A 17,545-nucleotide genomic window follows, 5' to 3' on the forward strand; every position below is an offset into this window, starting at 1 on the left:
GGGCCACCGGGGGCGCCACCGAGGATCGCGCGTGGCGGGGGCTACACGGCGACGGCCTCGGGCTCGGTCTCCGGGGCCCGGGTCTCGAGGGTGGTGCGCAGCGGCGCCTCCTTCACGAACAGCAGCAGCGTGAGCGACAGCAGCGCGAGCGGCACGATGTACAGGAACACCGGGGTGAGCGCGTCGTTGTACGAGCTCACGATGATGTCCTGCGCGGCCTGCGGCAGGTCCTGGACGGCGGCGGGCGTGAGCGAGTTGGCGTCGGCGAGCGCGGAGCCGCCGCCGTCCACCCGCTCCGACAGCAGCGCGACCAGGCGGTTGGTGAAGAGGGACCCGACCACCGCGGCTCCGAGCGATGCGCCGATCTGCCGGAAGTAGTTGTTCGCCGCGGTCGCGGTGCCGACCATCGTCAGCGGGAAGGTGTTCTGCACGATCAGCACGAGCACCTGCATCTGCAGGCCCAGTCCCATGCCGAACACGGCCAGGTAGAGGCAGGTCACCCACACCGGCTGCGTGTAGGTCATGGTCGACAGCAGGTACATCGCCACGGCGATGATCACCGAGCCCGCGACCGGGTACCACTTGTACCGGCCCGTGCGGCTGACCGCGCGGCCCACGATGATCGAGGTGGGCAGCATCGCGCCCATCATGGGGATCATGAGCAGGCCCGCCGTGGTCGCGTCCACCTGGGCGACCATCTGGAGGTACGTGGGCATGTAGGCGAGGGTGCCGAACATCGCGATGCCCATGAGCAGGCCCGCGCCCGTGGTGAGCACGAAGTTGCGCTCGCGGAACATGTGCAGCGGCATGATCGGCTCCGCGGCGCGGCGCTCGACGGCGACGAAGGCGGCGCCCGCGATCACGGTGACAGCGACGAGCGACAGGATGACCGGCGAGTCCCAGTCGTACTGGCCGCCGCCCCACGAGGTGAACAGCACCAGCGCGGCGGAGGCGATCGCGATGAGCATCATGCCGGCGATGTCGAGGCGGGGCTTCGCACGACCCTGCGGGTTCGGGTGGAGGAACAGGATGGCCGAGAGGATCGCGATCGCGCCCAGCGGGATGTTGATCCACATGCACCACCGCCAGCCGACGGACTCGGTGAACCAGCCGCCCAGCAGCGGGCCGATCACGGAGGCGAGGGCGAACACGCCGCCCATCACGCCCATGTAGCGCCCGCGCTCACGTGCCGGGACGATGTCCGCGATGATCGCCTGCGACAGGATCATGAGCCCGCCGCCGCCGAGGCCCTGGATGGCGCGGCCGACGATCAGCTCCGTCATGCCCTGCGACAGGCCGCCCACGATCGAGCCGACCATGAACAGCGAGATCGCGATGATGAACAGCGACTTGCGTCCGATCAGGTCGCCGAGCTTGCCGTACACCGGCATCATGATGGTCGCCGCGAGGATGTACGCGGTGGTCACCCAGAGCATGTGGTCGACGCCGTCCAGCTCGCCGACGATCGTCGGAAGCGCCGTCGAGAAGATGGTCTGGTCGAGCGCGGACAGCAGCATGGCCGTCATGAGCCCGACGAAGACCAGCAGGATGCCCCTGCGGTCGGTGGGCGGCTCCGCGTGGGCGCGCGCCGATGAGGTGGTGGTCATGGGTCTTCTTCCTGGGGGGACGTGGCGCGGGTCAGGCGCCGGGGCAGACGATGCGTCGGACGCGGGAGATCGCGTCGTCGACGAGGGCGGCGATGTCGGGGCTGGCGACGTCGGCGGCGGTCCATTCGCGGCCGAGCTGCTGGAAGGCTGACATCGCGATGCCGTGGGTGAGGTGGCCCTCCCGCAGGGCGGCCTCCTCGGACAGGGCGGGGTCGGCGGCGCGCAGGCGGGTCGCCACGGTGGCGGCCACGCGCTCCCTCTTGTCGGCCACGCGGCTCAGCTGCGCGGCGTGCAGCACGGGCTCGCGCGCGAACAGCTCGCGGCGCATGCGCCAGATCTCCATGTCGGGCTCGTTCGCGAGGAACGTGGTCGCGAGCAGCGTCATCAGGTCCTCGAGCACGGTGCCGTCGCCGGCGAGGAACACCTCGACCTGAGCGTCCGTGAGCGGGGCGGGAGGGGCGCCGAGGAGCGCGCTCTCCTTCGAGCCGAAGTAGTTGAAGAACGTGCGGGCCGAGATGTCGCTCGCGTCGCAGATCGCGTCGACGGTGGTGGCGTCGAGCCCGTGCTCGAGGGCCAGCTCGAGGGCCGCGCGCTCGACGCGCCGGGTGCGGCGCAGACGGTTGCGCTCACGCAGGCCCGTCGGGGCCGGGGCGGATGCGGGGGCCGCACCCGCGGCCTCCCGCGACGGTGCAGTGTGCATATTCTGCATTCTTGCAGACTCTGCAAATTTGCGTCAAGTGCACGAATCGTTCGCGCGCCAGAGACCCAGGTCCCGGATCGGGGGCGGCGAGGCGATCGAGGGGGACGATGCGCGGGCGAGGCGCCCGCGGTGCGTCAGCGTCCGCGGAGCTGGCGCAGGTCGGGGAGGTCGTCGTCGCGCGCCAGCTCCTCGATGTTGACGTCCTTGAAGGTGACCACGCGCACGTTCCGCACCAGCCGCGCGGAGCGGTAGACGTCCCACACCCAGGCGTCGGCCATGGTGACCTCGAAGTAGACGTCGCCTCCGGACGCCTTCACCTGCAGGTCCACCTTGTTGCACAGGTAGAAGCGGCGCTCCGTCTCGACGACGTACTGGAACAGGCCCACGACGTCGCGGTACTCGCGGTACAGCGCCAGCTCGGCTTCGGTCTCGTAGTTCTCGAGGTCCTCGTGGCTCACCGGTCCATCATACGAACGCACGCCGCCCGCGCGCGTCACGCCTCGCGCGTCGGCAGCCTCCAGCTGACCCGATGGAGCGGCGACGGCCCGAGCCGCCGCAGCGCGTCCAGGTGGGCCGCGGCCCCGTAGCCCTTGTTGCCGTCCCAGCCGTAGGCGGGATGGTCGGCGTGGGCGGCCGCCATCAGCGCGTCGCGCTCCACCTTCGCGATCACCGATCCGGCGGCGATCGAGGCGCAGGCCCGGTCGCCCTTGACCACCATGGTGACGGGCGGCGCCTCCCACTCTTCCGCATCGTCCCCCAGGCCGCTGAAGAGGTCCGCCGGCGGCGGCGTGAGCCAGTCGTGCGTGCCGTCGAGCAGGACGGCGTCGACGGGCAGCGCGATCTCCTCGAGAGCACGCCTGGCGGCGAGGCGGAGCGCCGCGACGATGCCGACCGCATCGATCTCGCCCGCGCTCGCGTGCCCGACCGCGCGGCCCTCGCCGAAGGTCGAGAGCGGCTCCATGAGCGCCTCGCGACGGGCGGCCGTCAGCAGCTTCGAGTCCGTGAGCCCCTCGGGCCAGGTCTCGCATGGGCCGAGCACCACCACCCCGACCGAGACGGGACCGGCGAGCGCGCCGCGCCCGACCTCGTCGATGCCGGCGACCAGCCGTGCGCCCGCGTCCCACAGCGCGCGCTCGTGGGCGAGCGAGACGGTCACGTCAGTCGTCCTCGGAGACCGCCTGGTCCCCGAAGGGGTTGCCGACGCCGGTGAAGCGGTCGAGCGGCCAGACGACGGCGAAGGTCGTGCCCACGACGTTGGCCCGCGGCACCGCGCCGCCGCCGGGGTCACCCATGTGGGCCCGCGAGTCGGCGCTGTCGTCGCGGTTGTCGCCCATCACCCACAGGTAGCCGTCGGGCACCACCGCGGTGAAGGTGGTGCCGCAGGCGCGCGATCCCTCGGCGATGTAGGGCTCGTCGAGCGCCTCGCCGTTGACCACGACCGGTCCGTCCGGGTCGTCGCAGACGACCGTGTCGCCGGGCAGCCCGATCACACGCTTGATCAGGTGCTCGCCGGCGTCCTCCGGCAGGAGGCCCGTCCACGTGAGGACGTCCTTCACCACCAGGTGCAGCCCGCTCTGCTCCTCGGAGGAGTGGCCGAGCCAGTTGTTCGGGTCCTTGAAGACCACGATGTCGCCGCGTCGCAGCGGCAGCGGATCCGGCCGCCACTTGGTGACGAGGATCCTGTCGCCCACCTCGAGGGTCGGGACCATCGAGGGCGAGGGGATGTAGAACGACTGGAAGAAGAAGGTCTTGATGATCAGCGAGAGCAGCAGCGCGCTCACGATCACCAGGGCGGTCTCCTTGATCCACCCCCACGCACGACGGCCGGCAGACGGATTCCCGTCTGCCGGCGCGTCGTTGGCGGTCGCGATGGTCAGCTCTCGCGCTTCTCGCGGATGCGCGCGGCCTTGCCGCGGAGACCGCGGAGGTAGTACAGCTTCGCGCGACGGACGTCGCCGCGACGGTCGACCTCGATCTTCTCGATGGTCGGCGCGTGGAGCGGGAACACACGCTCGACGCCCACGCCGAACGAGATCTTGCGGACCGTGAAGGTCTCGCCGATGCCCTGGCCCTGACGCGCGATGACGACGCCCTGGAACACCTGGATACGCGAGCGGTTGCCCTCGATGACCTTGACGTGGACCTTCACGGTGTCGCCGGCGCGGAAGGCCGGGATGTCGTCGCGGAGCTGGCCCGCGACCACGTTGTCAAGCTTCTGCATGACTCTCTCTCCTCGTACATGCCACAGGTCACGCACGGTTCTGCCCGAAGGCATTCGATGTGACAGCTGCGTCGCGGGCTGAGCCGGACCCCCTGTGGCAGATCCCGGCGCCGCGCGCACCGAGGATCTATTCTGCCATATCCGGGCGGGACGATGCGAGGGGCGCGGTGCGCGTCATCCTTCCGGGGGCAGCAGGTCGGGGCGGCGGGTCCGCGTGCGCTGCAGCTGCTGCTCGTGCCGCCACTCCTCGATGCGAGCGTGGTGCCCGCTGAGCAGGATGTCGGGCACGTCGTGACCCCGCCAGGTGGCCGGGCGCGTGTAGCTCGGGTATTCGAGCAGCCCGTCCGCGTGAGACTCCTCGACGATCGACTGCGCGTTGCCCATGAACCCCGGGATCAGCCGCGTGACGGCCTCGGTCATGGCGAACGCCGCCACCTCTCCCCCGTTGAGCACGTAGTCGCCGAGGCTGACCTCGAGGACCCGGTGCCCGGCCGCGGCGTAGTGCTCCGCGACGCGCGCATCGATGCCCTCGTAGCGACCGCACGCGAACACCAGCTGCGGCGCCGTCGCGAGATCGGCGGCCAGCGCCTGGGTGAAGAGCGTGCCCGCGGGGCTGGGGATCACCAGCACGCCGCCGGGCTCGAGGACGTCGTCGATCGCCTTGCCCCACACGTCGGGCTTCATCACCATCCCGGCGCCACCGCCGAACGGGGCGTCGTCGACCGTGCGGTGGACGTCCGGGGACCCGTCGGCCTTGAAGGCCGCGTAGTCGCGGAGGTCGTGCACGCGGGTCTGCACCAGCTCCGCCTGCCGCGCCTTGCCCAGCAGCGAGACGTCCAGGACCGAGAAGAACTCGGGGAAGATCGTGATCAGGTCGATGCGCATGGTCAGCCCGCGGTCTCCCCGGTGCTCTCCGGCTCCTCGCCCGCCAGCAGGCCGTAGGGCGGCGTCAGCACCACGCGCCCGCCGTCGAGATCGACCTCGGGCACGAACTCCTCGACGAACGGGATCATCGCCCGGTGACCGTTCGGCTCCTTCACCACCAGCACGTCCTGCGCCGGCATCGAGAGCAGGTCGACCACCTCGCCGACCGGCGCGCCGTCGGGTCGCACCGCCGCGAGTCCCACGAGCTGGTGCACGTACCAGGCGTCGTCCTCGTCGGACTCGGCGCCGTCGAGCGTGAGCTCGACCCCGCGGGCGGCCTCGGCCGCGTCGCGATCGCCGATCTCCGCGAACTGCACGTACCAGCGGCCCGCCTGGACCCGCACCCGCGCCACCGTGAGCGGGCCCGCGGACGCCGGCTCCGTCTCGAACACCTCGCCCGGCACGAGCCTGTCGTCGGGGATGTCGGTCCGGAGCTCGACGGACACCTCGCCCTTGAGCCCATGGGCGCGTCCGATGCGCGCGACGGTCAGTCTCATGGGTCCAGGGTACGGTCCCCGCGGGTCCGGGAGGTCCTCGGCCCTGGCGGAGCGCTCCCCCGCGCGCTAGCGTGGAGAGGCCGGTTACCAGCGGAAAGGATCCTCGATGGCCAGCACCGTCAAGCGCCCTGCGGGTGTGACGTTCGTCGTGATCCTCACCTGGCTGTCCGCGCTGCTCGACCTGGTCGGCGGTGCGATGCTCGTGTGGCTGTCCTTCAGCACCGAGCCGATCGACGTCGACGTCACGGAGCGCCAGCTGCAGATCTACGGAGGCTCCCTGCTCGGGCTCGCACTGGTGACGGCGGCCGTCGCGCTGGGGCTGGCCGCCGGGTCGCAGGTCTCGCGGGTCGCGGTGTACCTGCTCATGCTCGCGCGCATCGTCGTCGCGGGCTACGCCCTCGCGACGCTGGGCGACCTCACCTACTGGCAGGCGATCGGCCAGATCGTCGGCGCCGCCCTCATCATCCTGATGCTGTCGACACCGCGCGCCTCCGCGTTCTTCCGCGGGCCGCGCGCCTAGCCTGGAGCAGAGGCGCGACGACGACGCCGTCGCCTCACCCAGGAGGCGACATGTCCACCGCTGAACGCACCCGACCCGGCAGCGTCATCACCGTCATCATCCTGACGTGGCTGGCCGCGATCCTCGACGTCCTCGGCGGCGTCATCATGATGGCGCTGTCACGCAGCTCGACGTTCACGGACGCCATCGAGGTCAGCGGCGCCACCGTGCTCATCTCGGGGATCGTGTCCGTCGCGGTCGGGCTGGTCACCGGGGCGGTCGCCGCGTTGCTGGGCGCCGGCGCCGCGATGGCCCGGATCCTCGTCTCGGTGGTGATGGTCGTGCGGATCGCCGCCGGCGTCTACAGCCTCGTCCTGCTCGGGACCGGCGGCGCGATGTCGGCCGTCATCACCATCCTGTTCGCGGTGCTCATCCTCGCCCTGCTGTGGAACAAGGCCGCCAACCGGTACTTCGCTCACTGACCTCCCGGACGCGCAGAGGCCCCCTTCCCTGACGGGAAGGGGGCCTCTGCTGCGAGAGATGTCAGGCGACGTCGACGATGTTGACGCGGACGTCGTCCCTGGCGACCGCCTCGACCACCGTGCGGATGGCCGTCGCGGTGCGACCGCGGCGACCGATCACGCGGGGGAGGTCGTCGGGGTGGACCACCACGTTGAGGGTGGTGCCCCGGCGCCCGGAACGCTCGGTCACGCGCACGTCGTCCGGGTTGCGGACGATGCTGCGGACCAGGAACTCGAGCGCGTCGACGACCATGCTTACGCGTCCTCGCCGTCGGTCGCCTCGGCGGCCTCGGCCTCGGGGGCCTCCTCGGCCTTCGCGGCGTCCTTCTTGGCGGCGGCGTCGGCCTTGGCCTTCTCGGCCGCGTCGGCGTGAGCCTTGATCGCGTCGGCGGCGTCGGCCTTGGCGACGGCGCCCTTGACGTTGTTGACGCCCTTCTCACCCTTGAAGGTGGCCCAGTCGCCGGTCAGCTTGAGCAGCGCGGCGACCTGCTCCGTGGGCTGCGCGCCCACCGAGAGCCAGTACTGCGCACGCTCGGAGTCGATCTCGATGACCGAGGGCTCCTCGGTGGGGTGGTACTTGCCGATCTCCTCGATCGCGCGGCCGTCGCGGCGCGAACGCGAGTCCATCACGACCACGCGGTAGAAGGGGGCGCGCTTCTTGCCGAAGCGCTTCAGACGAATCTTGACAGCCATGGCTGTTGCTCCTTGATCATTCGGTGTGAGCCGGCGCTCGCTCCCCTGGGGAAATCAGAGGGGCCGCCGGCAAGACGAATCGGCTCACACGGGTAGAGGGCCGCGATCACCAGCGACCCATTGTGCCAGAACCCGCCCGCCTCGACCAACACGCGGCGCGCTCAGCGCACGCTCGGCCAGCCCGGGGACGTCTGCGCGTCGAAGGTGCCGTCGTACCGCTCCCCCGTCACCACCATCACCTCGAGGCCCCGGTCGAGCGCCGCCGCGACGATGCGCGGGCCGCCTCCCGCGATGGCGGTCGCCCAGGCGTCGGCCTCCGTCAGGTCGGTCCCCGCGACCGACACCTGCTGGTAGTGCCGGGCGACCTCTCCGGTCGCGGGGTCCCAGATGTGATCCACCACCTGCGCCCCGCCCGAGGTCGCGAGAGCGGTGAACGCTCCGCCGAGCGCCACCACGTCGATCACCGCCGTGCCCGTCGGATCGCCCTTGACTCGCGGGTCCGCGATGCCGATCCGCCGGTCCGTCCCCGGCGCGACCAGCACGTCGCCGGAGGCTCCCACCATCCAGCCCGTGCCGCGAGCGCCGTCGAGGTGGCGCGCCGCTCGCGCGACCGCCCACCCCTTGACCAGGCCGGTCGGGTCGACCACGCCGTCGGCGCGGCGGGCGTCGAAGCCGCCCGCCGTCACCTCGCGGAACCACTCGCACGCCTCCAGCACCTCGCGCAGCTCCCGCGGCGCCTCGTCGAGGGTCAGCTCGCCGCGCTCGAGCATCCTGAGGTAGGAGTCCTCCCGCCACCGCGAGAACACGTCGTCCGCCCACTCGAGGGCGGCGTGGAACTGCGCCACGGCCGGCTCGCACGCCTCGGCGTCGGCGTCATCGATCTCGACCACGAACGGCATGGCCATCGAGTGGACGGTGGTGCGGAAGGTCGTCATGCCCGGCATCATCGCAGGCGAACCTGGCAGGCGGCTGGGCGCGCGCTCACAGTCCGGCGCCGGCGAACGCCCCTTCGACGGACTCGAGGAAGCCCGGCGAGGTGAAGCTGGCGCCGGACACGTGGTCCACGTCCCACGTCTGCGCCGCCAGCACGCGCGCGGCGAGCTCCGGCACCGCGGCGGCGTTGATTCGGACGGACTCGGCGTCCTGGGTCCCCGCCGCGAGCGCCTCGACCGCGGTGACGGTGCCGTCGACCACGGTGATGCGGGCCTGATAGTCGCCCCTGATGTTGGTCACGACCGGGCCGTCGACCACGACCGCATCGGCGTCGCCGCCGTCGGCGGTCGACGTCGGATCGGCCGTCGGATCGGCTGTCGGCTCAGCCGTCGGATCGGCCGTCGCGGCGCCGTCCGGCTCGGCCAGGTTCAGGTCGGGCAGCTCCTTGGGCGACACCGCCCAGCCGGCGCCCACGATCGCGACGCAGCCGCCGGCGACGATCACCGCACGCGACGCACGCATCGTCCACCTCCCGTCACCAGCCGAACCTCTCCTCATGGATGGCGTGCCGGGGCACCCCGGCCGCCCGCGCATCGTCCCGCACCCGCGCGGTCCAGGCGGGCGGGCCGCACACGTACACGTCACGGTCGGCGACGTCGGTCACCAGCGAGGCGAGCGTCTCGCCTGCCGCCGTGCCCCACCCGGTGGATGCCCGCGGCCCCTCCACGACGTGCAGCGCGACGCCGCGCTCCGCCGCGAGGGCGGCGACCTCGTCGAGCAGGGGCGCCTCGGACCGCGAGCGGACCCGGTAGATCAGCGCGGCGGGAGCGTCGTCGCCCTCGAGCAGCGCGCGCATGGGCGTGATGCCGATCCCCGCCGCGACGAGCACCGCGCCCGGCGCATGCGCGCTGTCCTCGGTGAAGACCCCCAACGGACCCTCGGCGACCACGCGGGTGCCGGGGCGCAGGGCGGCGAGGCCGCGCGAGTGATCGCCGGACGGCTTCACGGTGAGCCGCAGCGTGTCGGCCTCCGGCGCCCGCGACAGCGAGTACGGGTGCGCCTCGGTCCAGCGCTCCCGGTCGAGGAACCGCCACAGCATGAACTGGCCGGGACGGGCGCGGAGGCGGTCGAGGCCGCGACCCGCGAGCACGATGCTGGTGGACCCGTCCGCGAGCGGCTCCACCGACGCCACCCGCAGGCCGTGGGCGGAGGTCCGGATCGCCGGCACGACGATCCGCCAGAGCAGGAACGAGCCCAGGGCGAGCACGTAGAGCACGAGCCAGAACCACCACGCGGCACCCGCGTCGCGGAAGGTCGACCCCTCGAGGAACTGGTGCGGCACCGCCGCGGCCACTCCCACGTACACGAGGAGGTGGACCGCGTGCCAACGCTCGTACCGCCAGCGCCGGCGGACGGCGACCAGGGAGGTCGCGGCGATCACCAGGAAGATCCCCAGCGCCGCCTGCGCGGCGATCATGAACCATCCCAGCTCCCAGAACGCGGCGCTCTGGGACAGCACCGAGTGCCCGTCGTACTGCGCCGACACCACCGTGATGATGCCGGCGTGGACCAGCATGAGGATCACGACGGGCTTGCCGAGGCGCGTGTGGACGGCGGCGACGCGATCGTGGCCGAAGGCGCGCTCGACGAAGGGCGCGCGCGAGATCAGCGTCATCTGCACGAGCACCAGGATCGCGGCGACGATGCCGGTGAGGCGTCCCGCCGCATAGATCCCGTCGAGCGCCGAGGTGGCGAGGAGCGCGCCGTCTGCGATCGCGAACGCGATCCCGATCGCGCACAGCAGGTAGATCGAGCCCTCGAGCCCGTCACGCCACCACGAGCGCGCCGCCTGGCGACGCGCGTAGGTCGCGTGGGTCATCGTGCCTCCGGGGTCGATCGGCAGCGGGTTCCGTCACATCCTACGAAGGCGGTGCCGCGTTCCGGCAACCGTGCTCAGCCGGGACGTCTCTTCGCGGCGGTCGACGGGGTCTCCGCTCACGGGAGCGCCAGGACGATCACCGGCGACGCCGCCCCGGTGTCACCGTCGGCGTCCCGGATCACGGCGACGAGGTAGTTGTACCCGCCCTCGGTGACGGAATCGGTGAGCGTCACGGGGATGTCCACGCTCCCGCTCGTCACGGTTCCGGAGATCACCTCGACCACGACCGCGCTGTTGATCTCGTACGGATCGACGTCGACGCCACCGCCGGACTGCTCGAACATGGCGCCCTCGACCCGCAGGAGCTCGTACGTCGCACCGGCGGGGCCGGTGAGCGTGACGGTCTGCGCCACATCGGTCACGTCCGCCGGTCCGGCCCCGACGCCGGCCACCGAGATGGTCGGTGCGGCGGCGGCGTCAGCCTTGGCGATCGCGATCGCGCCCCCGTCGCTGCCGTCCGAGAAGAGCGTCGCGACGTGGGTCTCGCCGTTGGAGAACGTCATGGTGACCGTCGCGCCCGTCAGCTCGAGCCCCGAGACGGATCCCGACTCGCCTGGCCCGGGCGAGCCCGTGCCCTTGATGCTGGTCGGGTCGATGTCCACCTGGAAGCCGAACGCGTAGGCGCCCGAGCCATCGTCACCCTCGTCGAAGTCGTCGAACTCGAGGTGCAGCGTGCGGAAGCCGTCCTGGTACGGATCCAGGAAGGCATCGGTGAGCGGCTGCGGCGCGTCCGGCCCGCAGTTCTCACCGGAGATCAGCTGCGTGGTCAGGCCCGTAGCCGCGGCGCCCGAGTTGGGAACGAAGCAGACATCGGTGTTGTCGCCCGCGGTGGTCCCGTCGTCCGGGTCGAAGACCAGATCGGGGAGGATCGCCGTCGACAGGTCGAACTCGACGGAGGTGAGGAGCACGCCGGGGTCGCTCTCGTTCGTGATCTGGATCGTGTTCGTCCCCCACGTCGACGTGTTGAGCGCGCCGCCGGGCGTGACCTCGACCCGTGCCTGGGCGATCGGGGCCGGGTCCACCGGCGGGTCCGGGTCCACCGGCGGGTCCGGGTCGACCGGCGGGTCGGTCGGGGTCACGAAGAGATCAGTCCAGGCGGCGTCGAACGGCTCCGCGGCGCCGCGCGAGGTCGCGATGATGCCGGCCGCGAGGGTCGACGCAGGATCGCCGGTCTCGAGGTACGCGGGGCCGTCGAACCACGACATCGGGATGGTCATCTCCGGGAGCACCACCGGCGTGCCGTCGTCGACCACGTAGGACGGCACCACGGTCGCCTCGGTCGTCCCCGGCGTGACGTCGAGGATCAGCCCGACGTATGCGGCGTCGACGGCGTCGGGAGCAGCGGGCGCGTTGACCTCCACGACCGTGTCGTCGACCTCCTTGAGCGCCTGGATGACCACTCCACCGTCGTAGGCGAGCGCGAACCTCAGATAGTTCGACTGCGTGCCGTCACCGATGAACACCCCCTGCGCCGCGAAGTCCTGTGCCGCGCCGGCGAACGCGGGATCGGTGCTCGCGAACGACGGCGCCGCGATCGTGGTCTCGACACGGAAGGGCGTGCCCGCCGTGTCGACACCCACCTGCAGAGCGTCCATCTGGTCGTTGCCGCCGGCGAACGCGTCGCCCTCCTTGACCTCGTTGATCTGGATCAGCGGCGAGGTGCCGCCCCAGATCACGTCCGTCCGGTTGAGCAGGTCGAGGTAGTCGTCACCCGCGCCGGCGCCCTTGTCGGTGGCGTTCACCATCAGACCGGTGAGCCCCGCACCCTCGAAGCCGCCCGCGTTCTGGGTGGCGTCGAACGTGAGGAGGATCTCGGTGGTCCCCACGCCGTTGGTCGGGTCCACCTGGAACGGGTCGACCACGTCGGCCAGGCCGTCGTTGTCGTCGTCGGGGTCCGTGACGTCACCGATCAGGTCGCCATCGAAGTCCGGCGGTCGCGACCCGTTGTTGCACGGCGCCGTCCCGCTCGCCACCTCGTCGGCGTTCGTGTAGCCGTCGCCGTCGCTGTCCGCAGCCGGGTCCGACGGGTCGCACGCCGCGCCGCCCGCGGGCTCCCACAGCACGATGCTCGCCGCCGCCTGGTAGGCGACGGCCGCCACCAGGCCCGGGAACTCCTCGTCGTCGCCCTGCGCGACCACGTCGAGCGGGTAGGCGCCGAAACCGGAGAACAGCTCGACCTTCTGCGTGGTGAGCGACAGCCCGTCCGCCGACGGGATCATCGCCCAGATCACACCGTTGCCGGTGTAGGAGGCCGTCAGCAGCGCCCCCTCGAGCGCGCCCCCGAAGACCGACGAGGCGGTGTACTCGGTGATGCCGTTCGTCGAGGAACCGAAGGTCGTGAGCGCGCCGTCCAACCCGGCGGGCAGGTACTCGCACTCGCGCGGATCCTGGTACCAGGCCCCCGGGATGGCCGCTCCGAAGTTCTCGACGCCGTCGGGCAGCCCGAGGGGGTTGCCGCGAGTGACGTTCGGGTGCCCACCGTAGTCGCCGGCGTTCGCCCGATGAAGCTGGTCGGGCTTGGTCGTTCCGCCCGCGGCGTACGACGAGTCGACGCACAGGCCGTTCTCCACCGTGGCGTCGCCCGCCCCCGTGATGTCGTCGTCGACGTAGCTCGCGCTCGGGGCGTGCCCCCAGCCACCGTTCGGCCCGTTGTCCACGGTGAAGAAGTTGCCGTTCTCGGTCAGCACCACGTCGTAGGCGTTCCGGTAGCCGGGCGAGTGGATCTGGACGGGGCCGCCCTCGATCAGCATGGCCATGTTGGCGCCGCCCTGCCCGCCCCACGGCATGACGCCCGCGCCGGGGTTGGGGCCGGAGCTGATCGTGGGCAGGAGGTACTTGTAGTCGACACCGTCGATGGTCTGCGTGGGCATCGCGTCGATGGCGCCGAGGTCGATGCTCAGGATCGCGGAGCCGAGCGCGTACTCGGGGAGCTGGTCCATGTTGTTCGAGCGGGCACCCTGGTTGGTGTTGCCACCCGAGGTGATGTACGCCATGTTGGCGCCCGGATCGATCTGGATGCCGCCGAGCATGTGGTCGTGCTGGGAGCGCGGAAGGCCCGCGACCAGGACGAGGTGCTCCCATGAGCTGCCCGTCCACGAGACCCGCGAGAGCGCGCCCGAGTTGGTGTCGATGGCGGTTCCGCCGTTGATCATCGGGTGGTTCGAGGTGACGTAGATGACGGGGTTCGCCGCGGTGCCCTCCACGAGGATGCCGAGGATCACCCTGCCGGTCATGGTCGGCTGCGCCGTGCCCTGGTCATCGTGGTTCGGGATCTCCTTCACCACGTCGATCTGCTCGCTGGCGGTGACGACGTAGGTCCCCGGAACGCTGTAGTCGGTACCCTGCTCACGCTCCACCGTGTAGGCGAAGATCGTCCCGTCGATCTGCGCGACGTAGAGCCTGCCGTCGGGACCCCAATCGAGGGTGGTCGCGGACTGCGACACCTCGCCGCCGAGCTGCGACTGGTTCCACGAGAGCGCGTCGATCGACAGATCCGTCACGCCCACACCCGACAGCGGCACGATCAGGCTGCCCGTCTCGCCGTCACGCTCGTAGTCGAACGTGGCGGTGGCGGAGTGCGACGCCACGCTCGACGGATCGAAGGCGAGGTCGACCGTGGCTCCCGCTCCTGGCGCGATCGCCGCGCCCGGCAGCGCGCCCGCGGAGAACTGCGGGTCGGAGACGGTCACGCCCGTGATGGTCACCGCGCCCTCGCCCGACGCGCCCGTGTTGAGGAGCTGCACCGGCACGGTGTTGCTGCCGCCGTCCACGAGCGTGTCAGGGAAGGTCACCGCATCGGGGTCGGCCGCGAGCGCGTCGGCGATCGGCGTCGACTCGGCGCCCGTGCCCGTGAGCGCGACATCGACCTCGCCGGAGCCCGCGGAGCTCGAGTACGCGACCGTCATGGTGGCGGTGTCGACGCCCGTCGCGGTCGGCGCATAGGTGACAGCGACCGACGAGGACTGTCCCGGCGCGATCGACGAGACGCTGGGAGCGCCCGTCGAGAACACCAGGTCCGGCGAGACGGTGATCGCGTCGATCGTGATGTCCGGGTCGCCCGCACCGCCCGTGTTGACGAGGTCGATGGACGCGCTCGAGGATCCACCCACGATCGCCGAACCGAGGTCGAGCGATGTGGCTTCGGGGATCAGGACGCCCGGCTCGGGGACCGTCTCGACGATCTCGATGGCGTTGATCAGCGGGTTCTCCACGATCCCGGTGAAGCCGATGTCGACCGCGCCGTCCGAGTACACAGGGATGGCGAACATGTGCCCGACCTGGTGGCCGAACTGCGCCGACAGGTCGATGGCCGACAGCTCCGGCGGCACCACGCCGTCGATGCTGATGTCGAACACGCGCTGGCCGGGCTGGGAGGTCCCGCCCCACCCGTTCGCCGCGTAGAGGCGCACCTCGACCCACGTGCCCGCGGGCACGTCGAACGAGTAGGCCATGGTGCTCGTCGTGTCGTACCGCTCGGACGAGAAGACCTGCGGCGGGGTCGTCGCCGGCACCGACGCGTCGGGAGTCGAGTTGACGGAGATGCCGCCGTTCGAACCCGCGGCCACCAGGTAGTCGGACGGGATCGAGCTCGTGTCGATCTGCCACGGAGGGCCGTCGTCCAGGGCCGCAAGCGTCGCTCCGCCCGAGTTCACGCGGTACAGCACCGTGCCGGAGGACAGCACGGGCACACCGGTGCCGGAGAGCGGCACGCTCACCGTCTGCGGGGCTCCGGAGCCCTGGTAGTCCACCACGAGCGAGCCGCTCACCGGGCCGTCGCTCGACGGCGCGAACGTGACGTCGAGCGAGACGCTGTCGCCGCCGGCGACGGATGTGCCCGTCAGGTCCGGATCGATCGCGAAGTCGTCACCGGCGCTCACCGACAGGATCGTCAGCTCAGGGTCGCCGACGGCGCCCAGGTTGGTGAGTGCGAGCGTCTGCGCCGCAGACGTGTCTCCGACCGTCACACCGCCGAAGGACAACGCGTCGGGGGTGGCGGCGAGGATGCCGTCGTAGGAGGTGAGGTCGGTGATCTCGATACCCTTGAGCGCCGGGTTCTGCGCCACGTGCAGGAACACCAGGTCGAGCGTCGAGTCCGTGGCGGTGAACTCCACGGTGCGCGCCATCGCGCCGGCCGCGCCCGCCTGGGCGAAGGCGTCGATGCCGTCGAACTCAGCCGGGACCGCACCTTCGAGCGAGACGTCGAACACGCGCTCGCCCACCGTGTCGATGCCCGCGTACAGCTCCGCGAACAACAGGCTGACCCGGTACGTGGAGCCCACCGTCACCGGGAAGGCCCAGGTCATCTCGTCCCCGCCGGAGTTGTCCCAGCGCTCGGTCTCGAACACCGCCGCCGCGGCGCTCGCCGGCACGCTCGCGTCGCTCATGTCGATCGGACCTGAGTACGCGCTGCCCGCTCCCAAGGCGTACGTGTTGTTGCTGCCACCGACGCGGTACGGCGAGAGCGACGCGCCCGAGTCGGCACCCCAGTCGGGGCTCGTGCCGTCCGCGGCGGCCACCAGCGGGCCGCCCACGTTGATGCGGTACACCACGTTCTCGACCGGCGCCGAGCCGGCCTCACCTGTGCCGGCGAGCGGCACCACGAGGCTGGCGGTCTCGCCATCCCGCTCGTAGTCGATGGTCGCGGTGGCGGTCTGGCTGCCTGCGGCAGCGGGATCGAAGGTGAAGTCCACGTCCGTCGTGGCACCCGGGTCGATCGCCGCGACCGGCAGGGCGCCACCGCCGAACTGCGCGTCGGAGATGGTGATCGCCGTGACGGTGATGGCCGACTCGCCCACGGCGCCGGCGTTCGCCAGCTGCACGGACACGGTGCTCAGGCCGCCGTCGACCAGGGTCGCGGGGAAGGTCACCGACGCGGGGTCGGCCGTCAACGCGCTGCCGATCGGCGTCGGCTCGACACCGGACCCGCTGAGCGGCACCTCGACCGTCGCGGCGCCCGCGGTGCTCGAGTACGCGACGGTGAGGGTGTCCGAGTGCGCCCCCGCGCCGGTCGGCGCGTAGGTGACGTCGAGCGCGACGGTTCCGCCCGGGCCGACCACCGTGGTGCTCGGCGCGCCGGCGGAGAAGTCCGTACCCGTGGCCAGGGTGATCGAGTCGATGGTGATGGCCGGGTCGGGCACGACCCCGACGTGGGTGAGGGTGAGCGCCTGCGGCGCCGAGGAGACGCCGACGTTCACGGCTCCGAAGTCGAGCGCGGCGGGGGACGCGGCGAGAGCGACCTCGCTGGACGAGATCTCGACGATCTCGATGCCCTTGAGCGCGGGGTTCTGCGCGACATGGAGGAACTCGAGGTCGAGCGTGCCGTCCGCCGCAAGCACCTCGACGGTGCGCGCCATGGCGCCGGTCGCACCCGCCTGGGCGAACGGGTCGATGCCGGAGAACTCGGTCGGCACCGCACCGTCCACCGAGACGTCGAACACGCGCTCGCCGACCTGGTCGATGCCCGAGTACAGCTCCGCGAACAGCAGGCTCACCCGGTACGTGGAACCGACCGTGACCGGGAACGCCCACGCCATCTCGGTGCCGCCCGAGTTGTCGTAGCGCTCGGTCTCGAACACCTCGGCGGGCGCGCTCGCGGGCACGCTTCCGTCGCTCATGTCGATCGGGCCGGAGTACGCGCCTCCACGCCCGAGCCCGTACGTGTTGTTGCTGCCGGCCACGCGGTACGGCGAGGTGGACCCGCCCGTGTCGGCGCTCCAACCGGGGCTGGACCCGTCCGCGGCGGCCACCGCGGGGCCGCCCACGTTGATCCGGTACACCACGTCCTCGAGGAGCGCCGCGGACGTGGGGCTCGCCTGTACGACCAGCGCTCCCAGCAGCAACACCAACAGCGTGGCGGCCCAGCCCGCCCTCATGGACTTCCGCGTCGTCATCGTGGCCATGTTTCTCCCCCCAGAACCCAGGCTCGACTCGAACCTAGCGAAGATGGGGGTTTGTCCACAAGATGCAGTTTTTCCGATTTGACCGCTACGGCGAGCGGCCGGCCGCGGGAGG

The 17,545-nt window shown here is 71.3% G+C and carries 16 protein-coding genes; 2 read left to right on the forward strand and 14 right to left on the reverse strand.

All coding sequences use genetic code 11. The annotated features are described in order from the left end of the window. Positions 1–41 precede the first annotated feature (41 nt). The 8 genes from QQX10_RS04235 to rimM form a co-directional block, all read right to left on the reverse strand. Positions 42–1,607 carry an MDR family MFS transporter gene (locus QQX10_RS04235; RefSeq protein WP_301118437.1) on the reverse strand — a complete coding sequence of 522 codons (1,566 nt, stop codon included), beginning with the start codon at positions 1,605–1,607 and terminating at the stop codon, positions 42–44. A 31-nt stretch (positions 1,608–1,638) separates the two neighbouring features. Beyond that, a complete protein-coding gene (locus QQX10_RS04240) occupies positions 1,639–2,307 on the reverse strand; it encodes a TetR/AcrR family transcriptional regulator (protein WP_301118438.1) in 669 nt (222 codons plus the stop codon). Between the two features lie 134 nt (positions 2,308–2,441). Further along, positions 2,442–2,765, reverse strand: a complete 324-nt coding sequence (locus QQX10_RS04245) for a DUF2469 domain-containing protein (protein ID WP_301118439.1) — start codon at positions 2,763–2,765, stop codon at positions 2,442–2,444. 35 nt (positions 2,766–2,800) lie between these two features. Beyond that, on the reverse strand, positions 2,801–3,463 hold the full coding sequence (gene rnhB / locus QQX10_RS04250) for a ribonuclease HII (RefSeq protein ID WP_301118440.1): 663 nt from the start codon (positions 3,461–3,463) through the stop codon (positions 2,801–2,803). A 1-nt stretch (position 3,464) separates the two neighbouring features. Next, positions 3,465–4,094: a signal peptidase I gene (lepB, locus tag QQX10_RS04255; protein ID WP_301118441.1), complete on the reverse strand. Its 630-nt coding sequence runs from the start codon at positions 4,092–4,094 to the stop codon at positions 3,465–3,467. Positions 4,095–4,180: 86 nt separating this feature from the next. Continuing rightward, positions 4,181–4,528 (reverse strand): 50S ribosomal protein L19, encoded by a 348-nt coding sequence (gene rplS / locus QQX10_RS04260; RefSeq protein ID WP_301118442.1) that lies wholly within the window; start codon positions 4,526–4,528, stop codon positions 4,181–4,183. Positions 4,529–4,702: 174 nt separating this feature from the next. After that, complete coding sequence (gene trmD / locus QQX10_RS04265) at positions 4,703–5,413, reverse strand: tRNA (guanosine(37)-N1)-methyltransferase TrmD (RefSeq protein WP_301118443.1); 711 nt, start codon at positions 5,411–5,413, stop codon at positions 4,703–4,705. A gap of 2 nt (positions 5,414–5,415) precedes the next feature. Next, entirely contained in the window at positions 5,416–5,949 is a 534-nt protein-coding gene (gene rimM / locus QQX10_RS04270; RefSeq protein ID WP_301118444.1) for a ribosome maturation factor RimM, read from the reverse strand. 106 nt (positions 5,950–6,055) lie between these two features. Here rimM and QQX10_RS04275 point away from each other — a divergent pair, with 106 nt between their 5' ends. Continuing rightward, the gene (locus QQX10_RS04275; protein ID WP_301118445.1) at positions 6,056–6,469 is read left to right on the forward strand and encodes a hypothetical protein; all 414 of its coding nucleotides are present in this window, start codon (positions 6,056–6,058) and stop codon (positions 6,467–6,469) included. Between the two features lie 50 nt (positions 6,470–6,519). Next, the gene (locus tag QQX10_RS04280; protein WP_301118446.1) at positions 6,520–6,930 is read left to right on the forward strand and encodes a hypothetical protein; all 411 of its coding nucleotides are present in this window, start codon (positions 6,520–6,522) and stop codon (positions 6,928–6,930) included. A 61-nt stretch (positions 6,931–6,991) separates the two neighbouring features. On the opposite strand, the gene QQX10_RS04285 is transcribed toward QQX10_RS04280, so the two are convergent. The 6 genes from QQX10_RS04285 to QQX10_RS04310 form a co-directional block, all read right to left on the reverse strand. Next, positions 6,992–7,222, reverse strand: coding sequence for a KH domain-containing protein (locus QQX10_RS04285; RefSeq protein WP_062301210.1), 231 nt, complete (start codon positions 7,220–7,222; stop codon positions 6,992–6,994). A 2-nt stretch (positions 7,223–7,224) separates the two neighbouring features. Then, positions 7,225–7,662: a 30S ribosomal protein S16 gene (gene rpsP / locus QQX10_RS04290; protein ID WP_301118447.1), complete on the reverse strand. Its 438-nt coding sequence runs from the start codon at positions 7,660–7,662 to the stop codon at positions 7,225–7,227. A 161-nt stretch (positions 7,663–7,823) separates the two neighbouring features. Then, positions 7,824–8,597 carry an FAD:protein FMN transferase gene (locus QQX10_RS04295; protein WP_301118448.1) on the reverse strand — a complete coding sequence of 258 codons (774 nt, stop codon included), beginning with the start codon at positions 8,595–8,597 and terminating at the stop codon, positions 7,824–7,826. A gap of 46 nt (positions 8,598–8,643) precedes the next feature. Continuing rightward, positions 8,644–9,117, reverse strand: coding sequence for an FMN-binding protein (locus tag QQX10_RS04300; protein ID WP_301118449.1), 474 nt, complete (start codon positions 9,115–9,117; stop codon positions 8,644–8,646). A 13-nt stretch (positions 9,118–9,130) separates the two neighbouring features. Further along, positions 9,131–10,474 carry a ferredoxin reductase family protein gene (locus QQX10_RS04305; protein ID WP_301118450.1) on the reverse strand — a complete coding sequence of 448 codons (1,344 nt, stop codon included), beginning with the start codon at positions 10,472–10,474 and terminating at the stop codon, positions 9,131–9,133. A gap of 116 nt (positions 10,475–10,590) precedes the next feature. After that, on the reverse strand, positions 10,591–17,424 hold the full coding sequence (locus QQX10_RS04310) for a choice-of-anchor D domain-containing protein (RefSeq protein WP_301118451.1): 6,834 nt from the start codon (positions 17,422–17,424) through the stop codon (positions 10,591–10,593). Positions 17,425–17,545: the final 121 nt, after the last annotated feature.

Origin of the sequence: Demequina lignilytica (genome assembly GCF_030418305.1) — a bacterium.
Lineage (GTDB): Bacteria > Actinomycetota > Actinomycetes > Actinomycetales > Demequinaceae > Demequina > Demequina lignilytica.

Excerpts from the sequence above, each read along its gene's own strand:
- QQX10_RS04235 (WP_301118437.1), bottom strand. The coding sequence starts at position 1,607 with ATGACCACCACCTCATCGGCGCGCGCCCACGCGGAGCCGCCCACCGAC.
- QQX10_RS04240 (WP_301118438.1), bottom strand. The coding sequence starts at position 2,307 with ATGCACACTGCACCGTCGCGGGAGGCCGCGGGTGCGGCCCCCGCATCC.
- rplS (WP_301118442.1), bottom strand. The coding sequence starts at position 4,528 with ATGCAGAAGCTTGACAACGTGGTCGCGGGCCAGCTCCGCGACGACATC.
- trmD (WP_301118443.1), bottom strand. The coding sequence starts at position 5,413 with ATGCGCATCGACCTGATCACGATCTTCCCCGAGTTCTTCTCGGTCCTG.
- rimM (WP_301118444.1), bottom strand. The coding sequence starts at position 5,949 with ATGAGACTGACCGTCGCGCGCATCGGACGCGCCCATGGGCTCAAGGGC.
- QQX10_RS04275 (WP_301118445.1), top strand. The coding sequence starts at position 6,056 with ATGGCCAGCACCGTCAAGCGCCCTGCGGGTGTGACGTTCGTCGTGATC.
- QQX10_RS04280 (WP_301118446.1), top strand. The coding sequence starts at position 6,520 with ATGTCCACCGCTGAACGCACCCGACCCGGCAGCGTCATCACCGTCATC.
- QQX10_RS04285 (WP_062301210.1), bottom strand. The coding sequence starts at position 7,222 with ATGGTCGTCGACGCGCTCGAGTTCCTGGTCCGCAGCATCGTCCGCAAC.
- rpsP (WP_301118447.1), bottom strand. The coding sequence starts at position 7,662 with ATGGCTGTCAAGATTCGTCTGAAGCGCTTCGGCAAGAAGCGCGCCCCC.
- QQX10_RS04295 (WP_301118448.1), bottom strand. The coding sequence starts at position 8,597 with ATGACGACCTTCCGCACCACCGTCCACTCGATGGCCATGCCGTTCGTG.
- QQX10_RS04300 (WP_301118449.1), bottom strand. The coding sequence starts at position 9,117 with ATGCGTGCGTCGCGTGCGGTGATCGTCGCCGGCGGCTGCGTCGCGATC.
- QQX10_RS04305 (WP_301118450.1), bottom strand. The coding sequence starts at position 10,474 with ATGACCCACGCGACCTACGCGCGTCGCCAGGCGGCGCGCTCGTGGTGG.
- QQX10_RS04310 (WP_301118451.1), bottom strand. The coding sequence starts at position 17,424 with ATGACGACGCGGAAGTCCATGAGGGCGGGCTGGGCCGCCACGCTGTTG.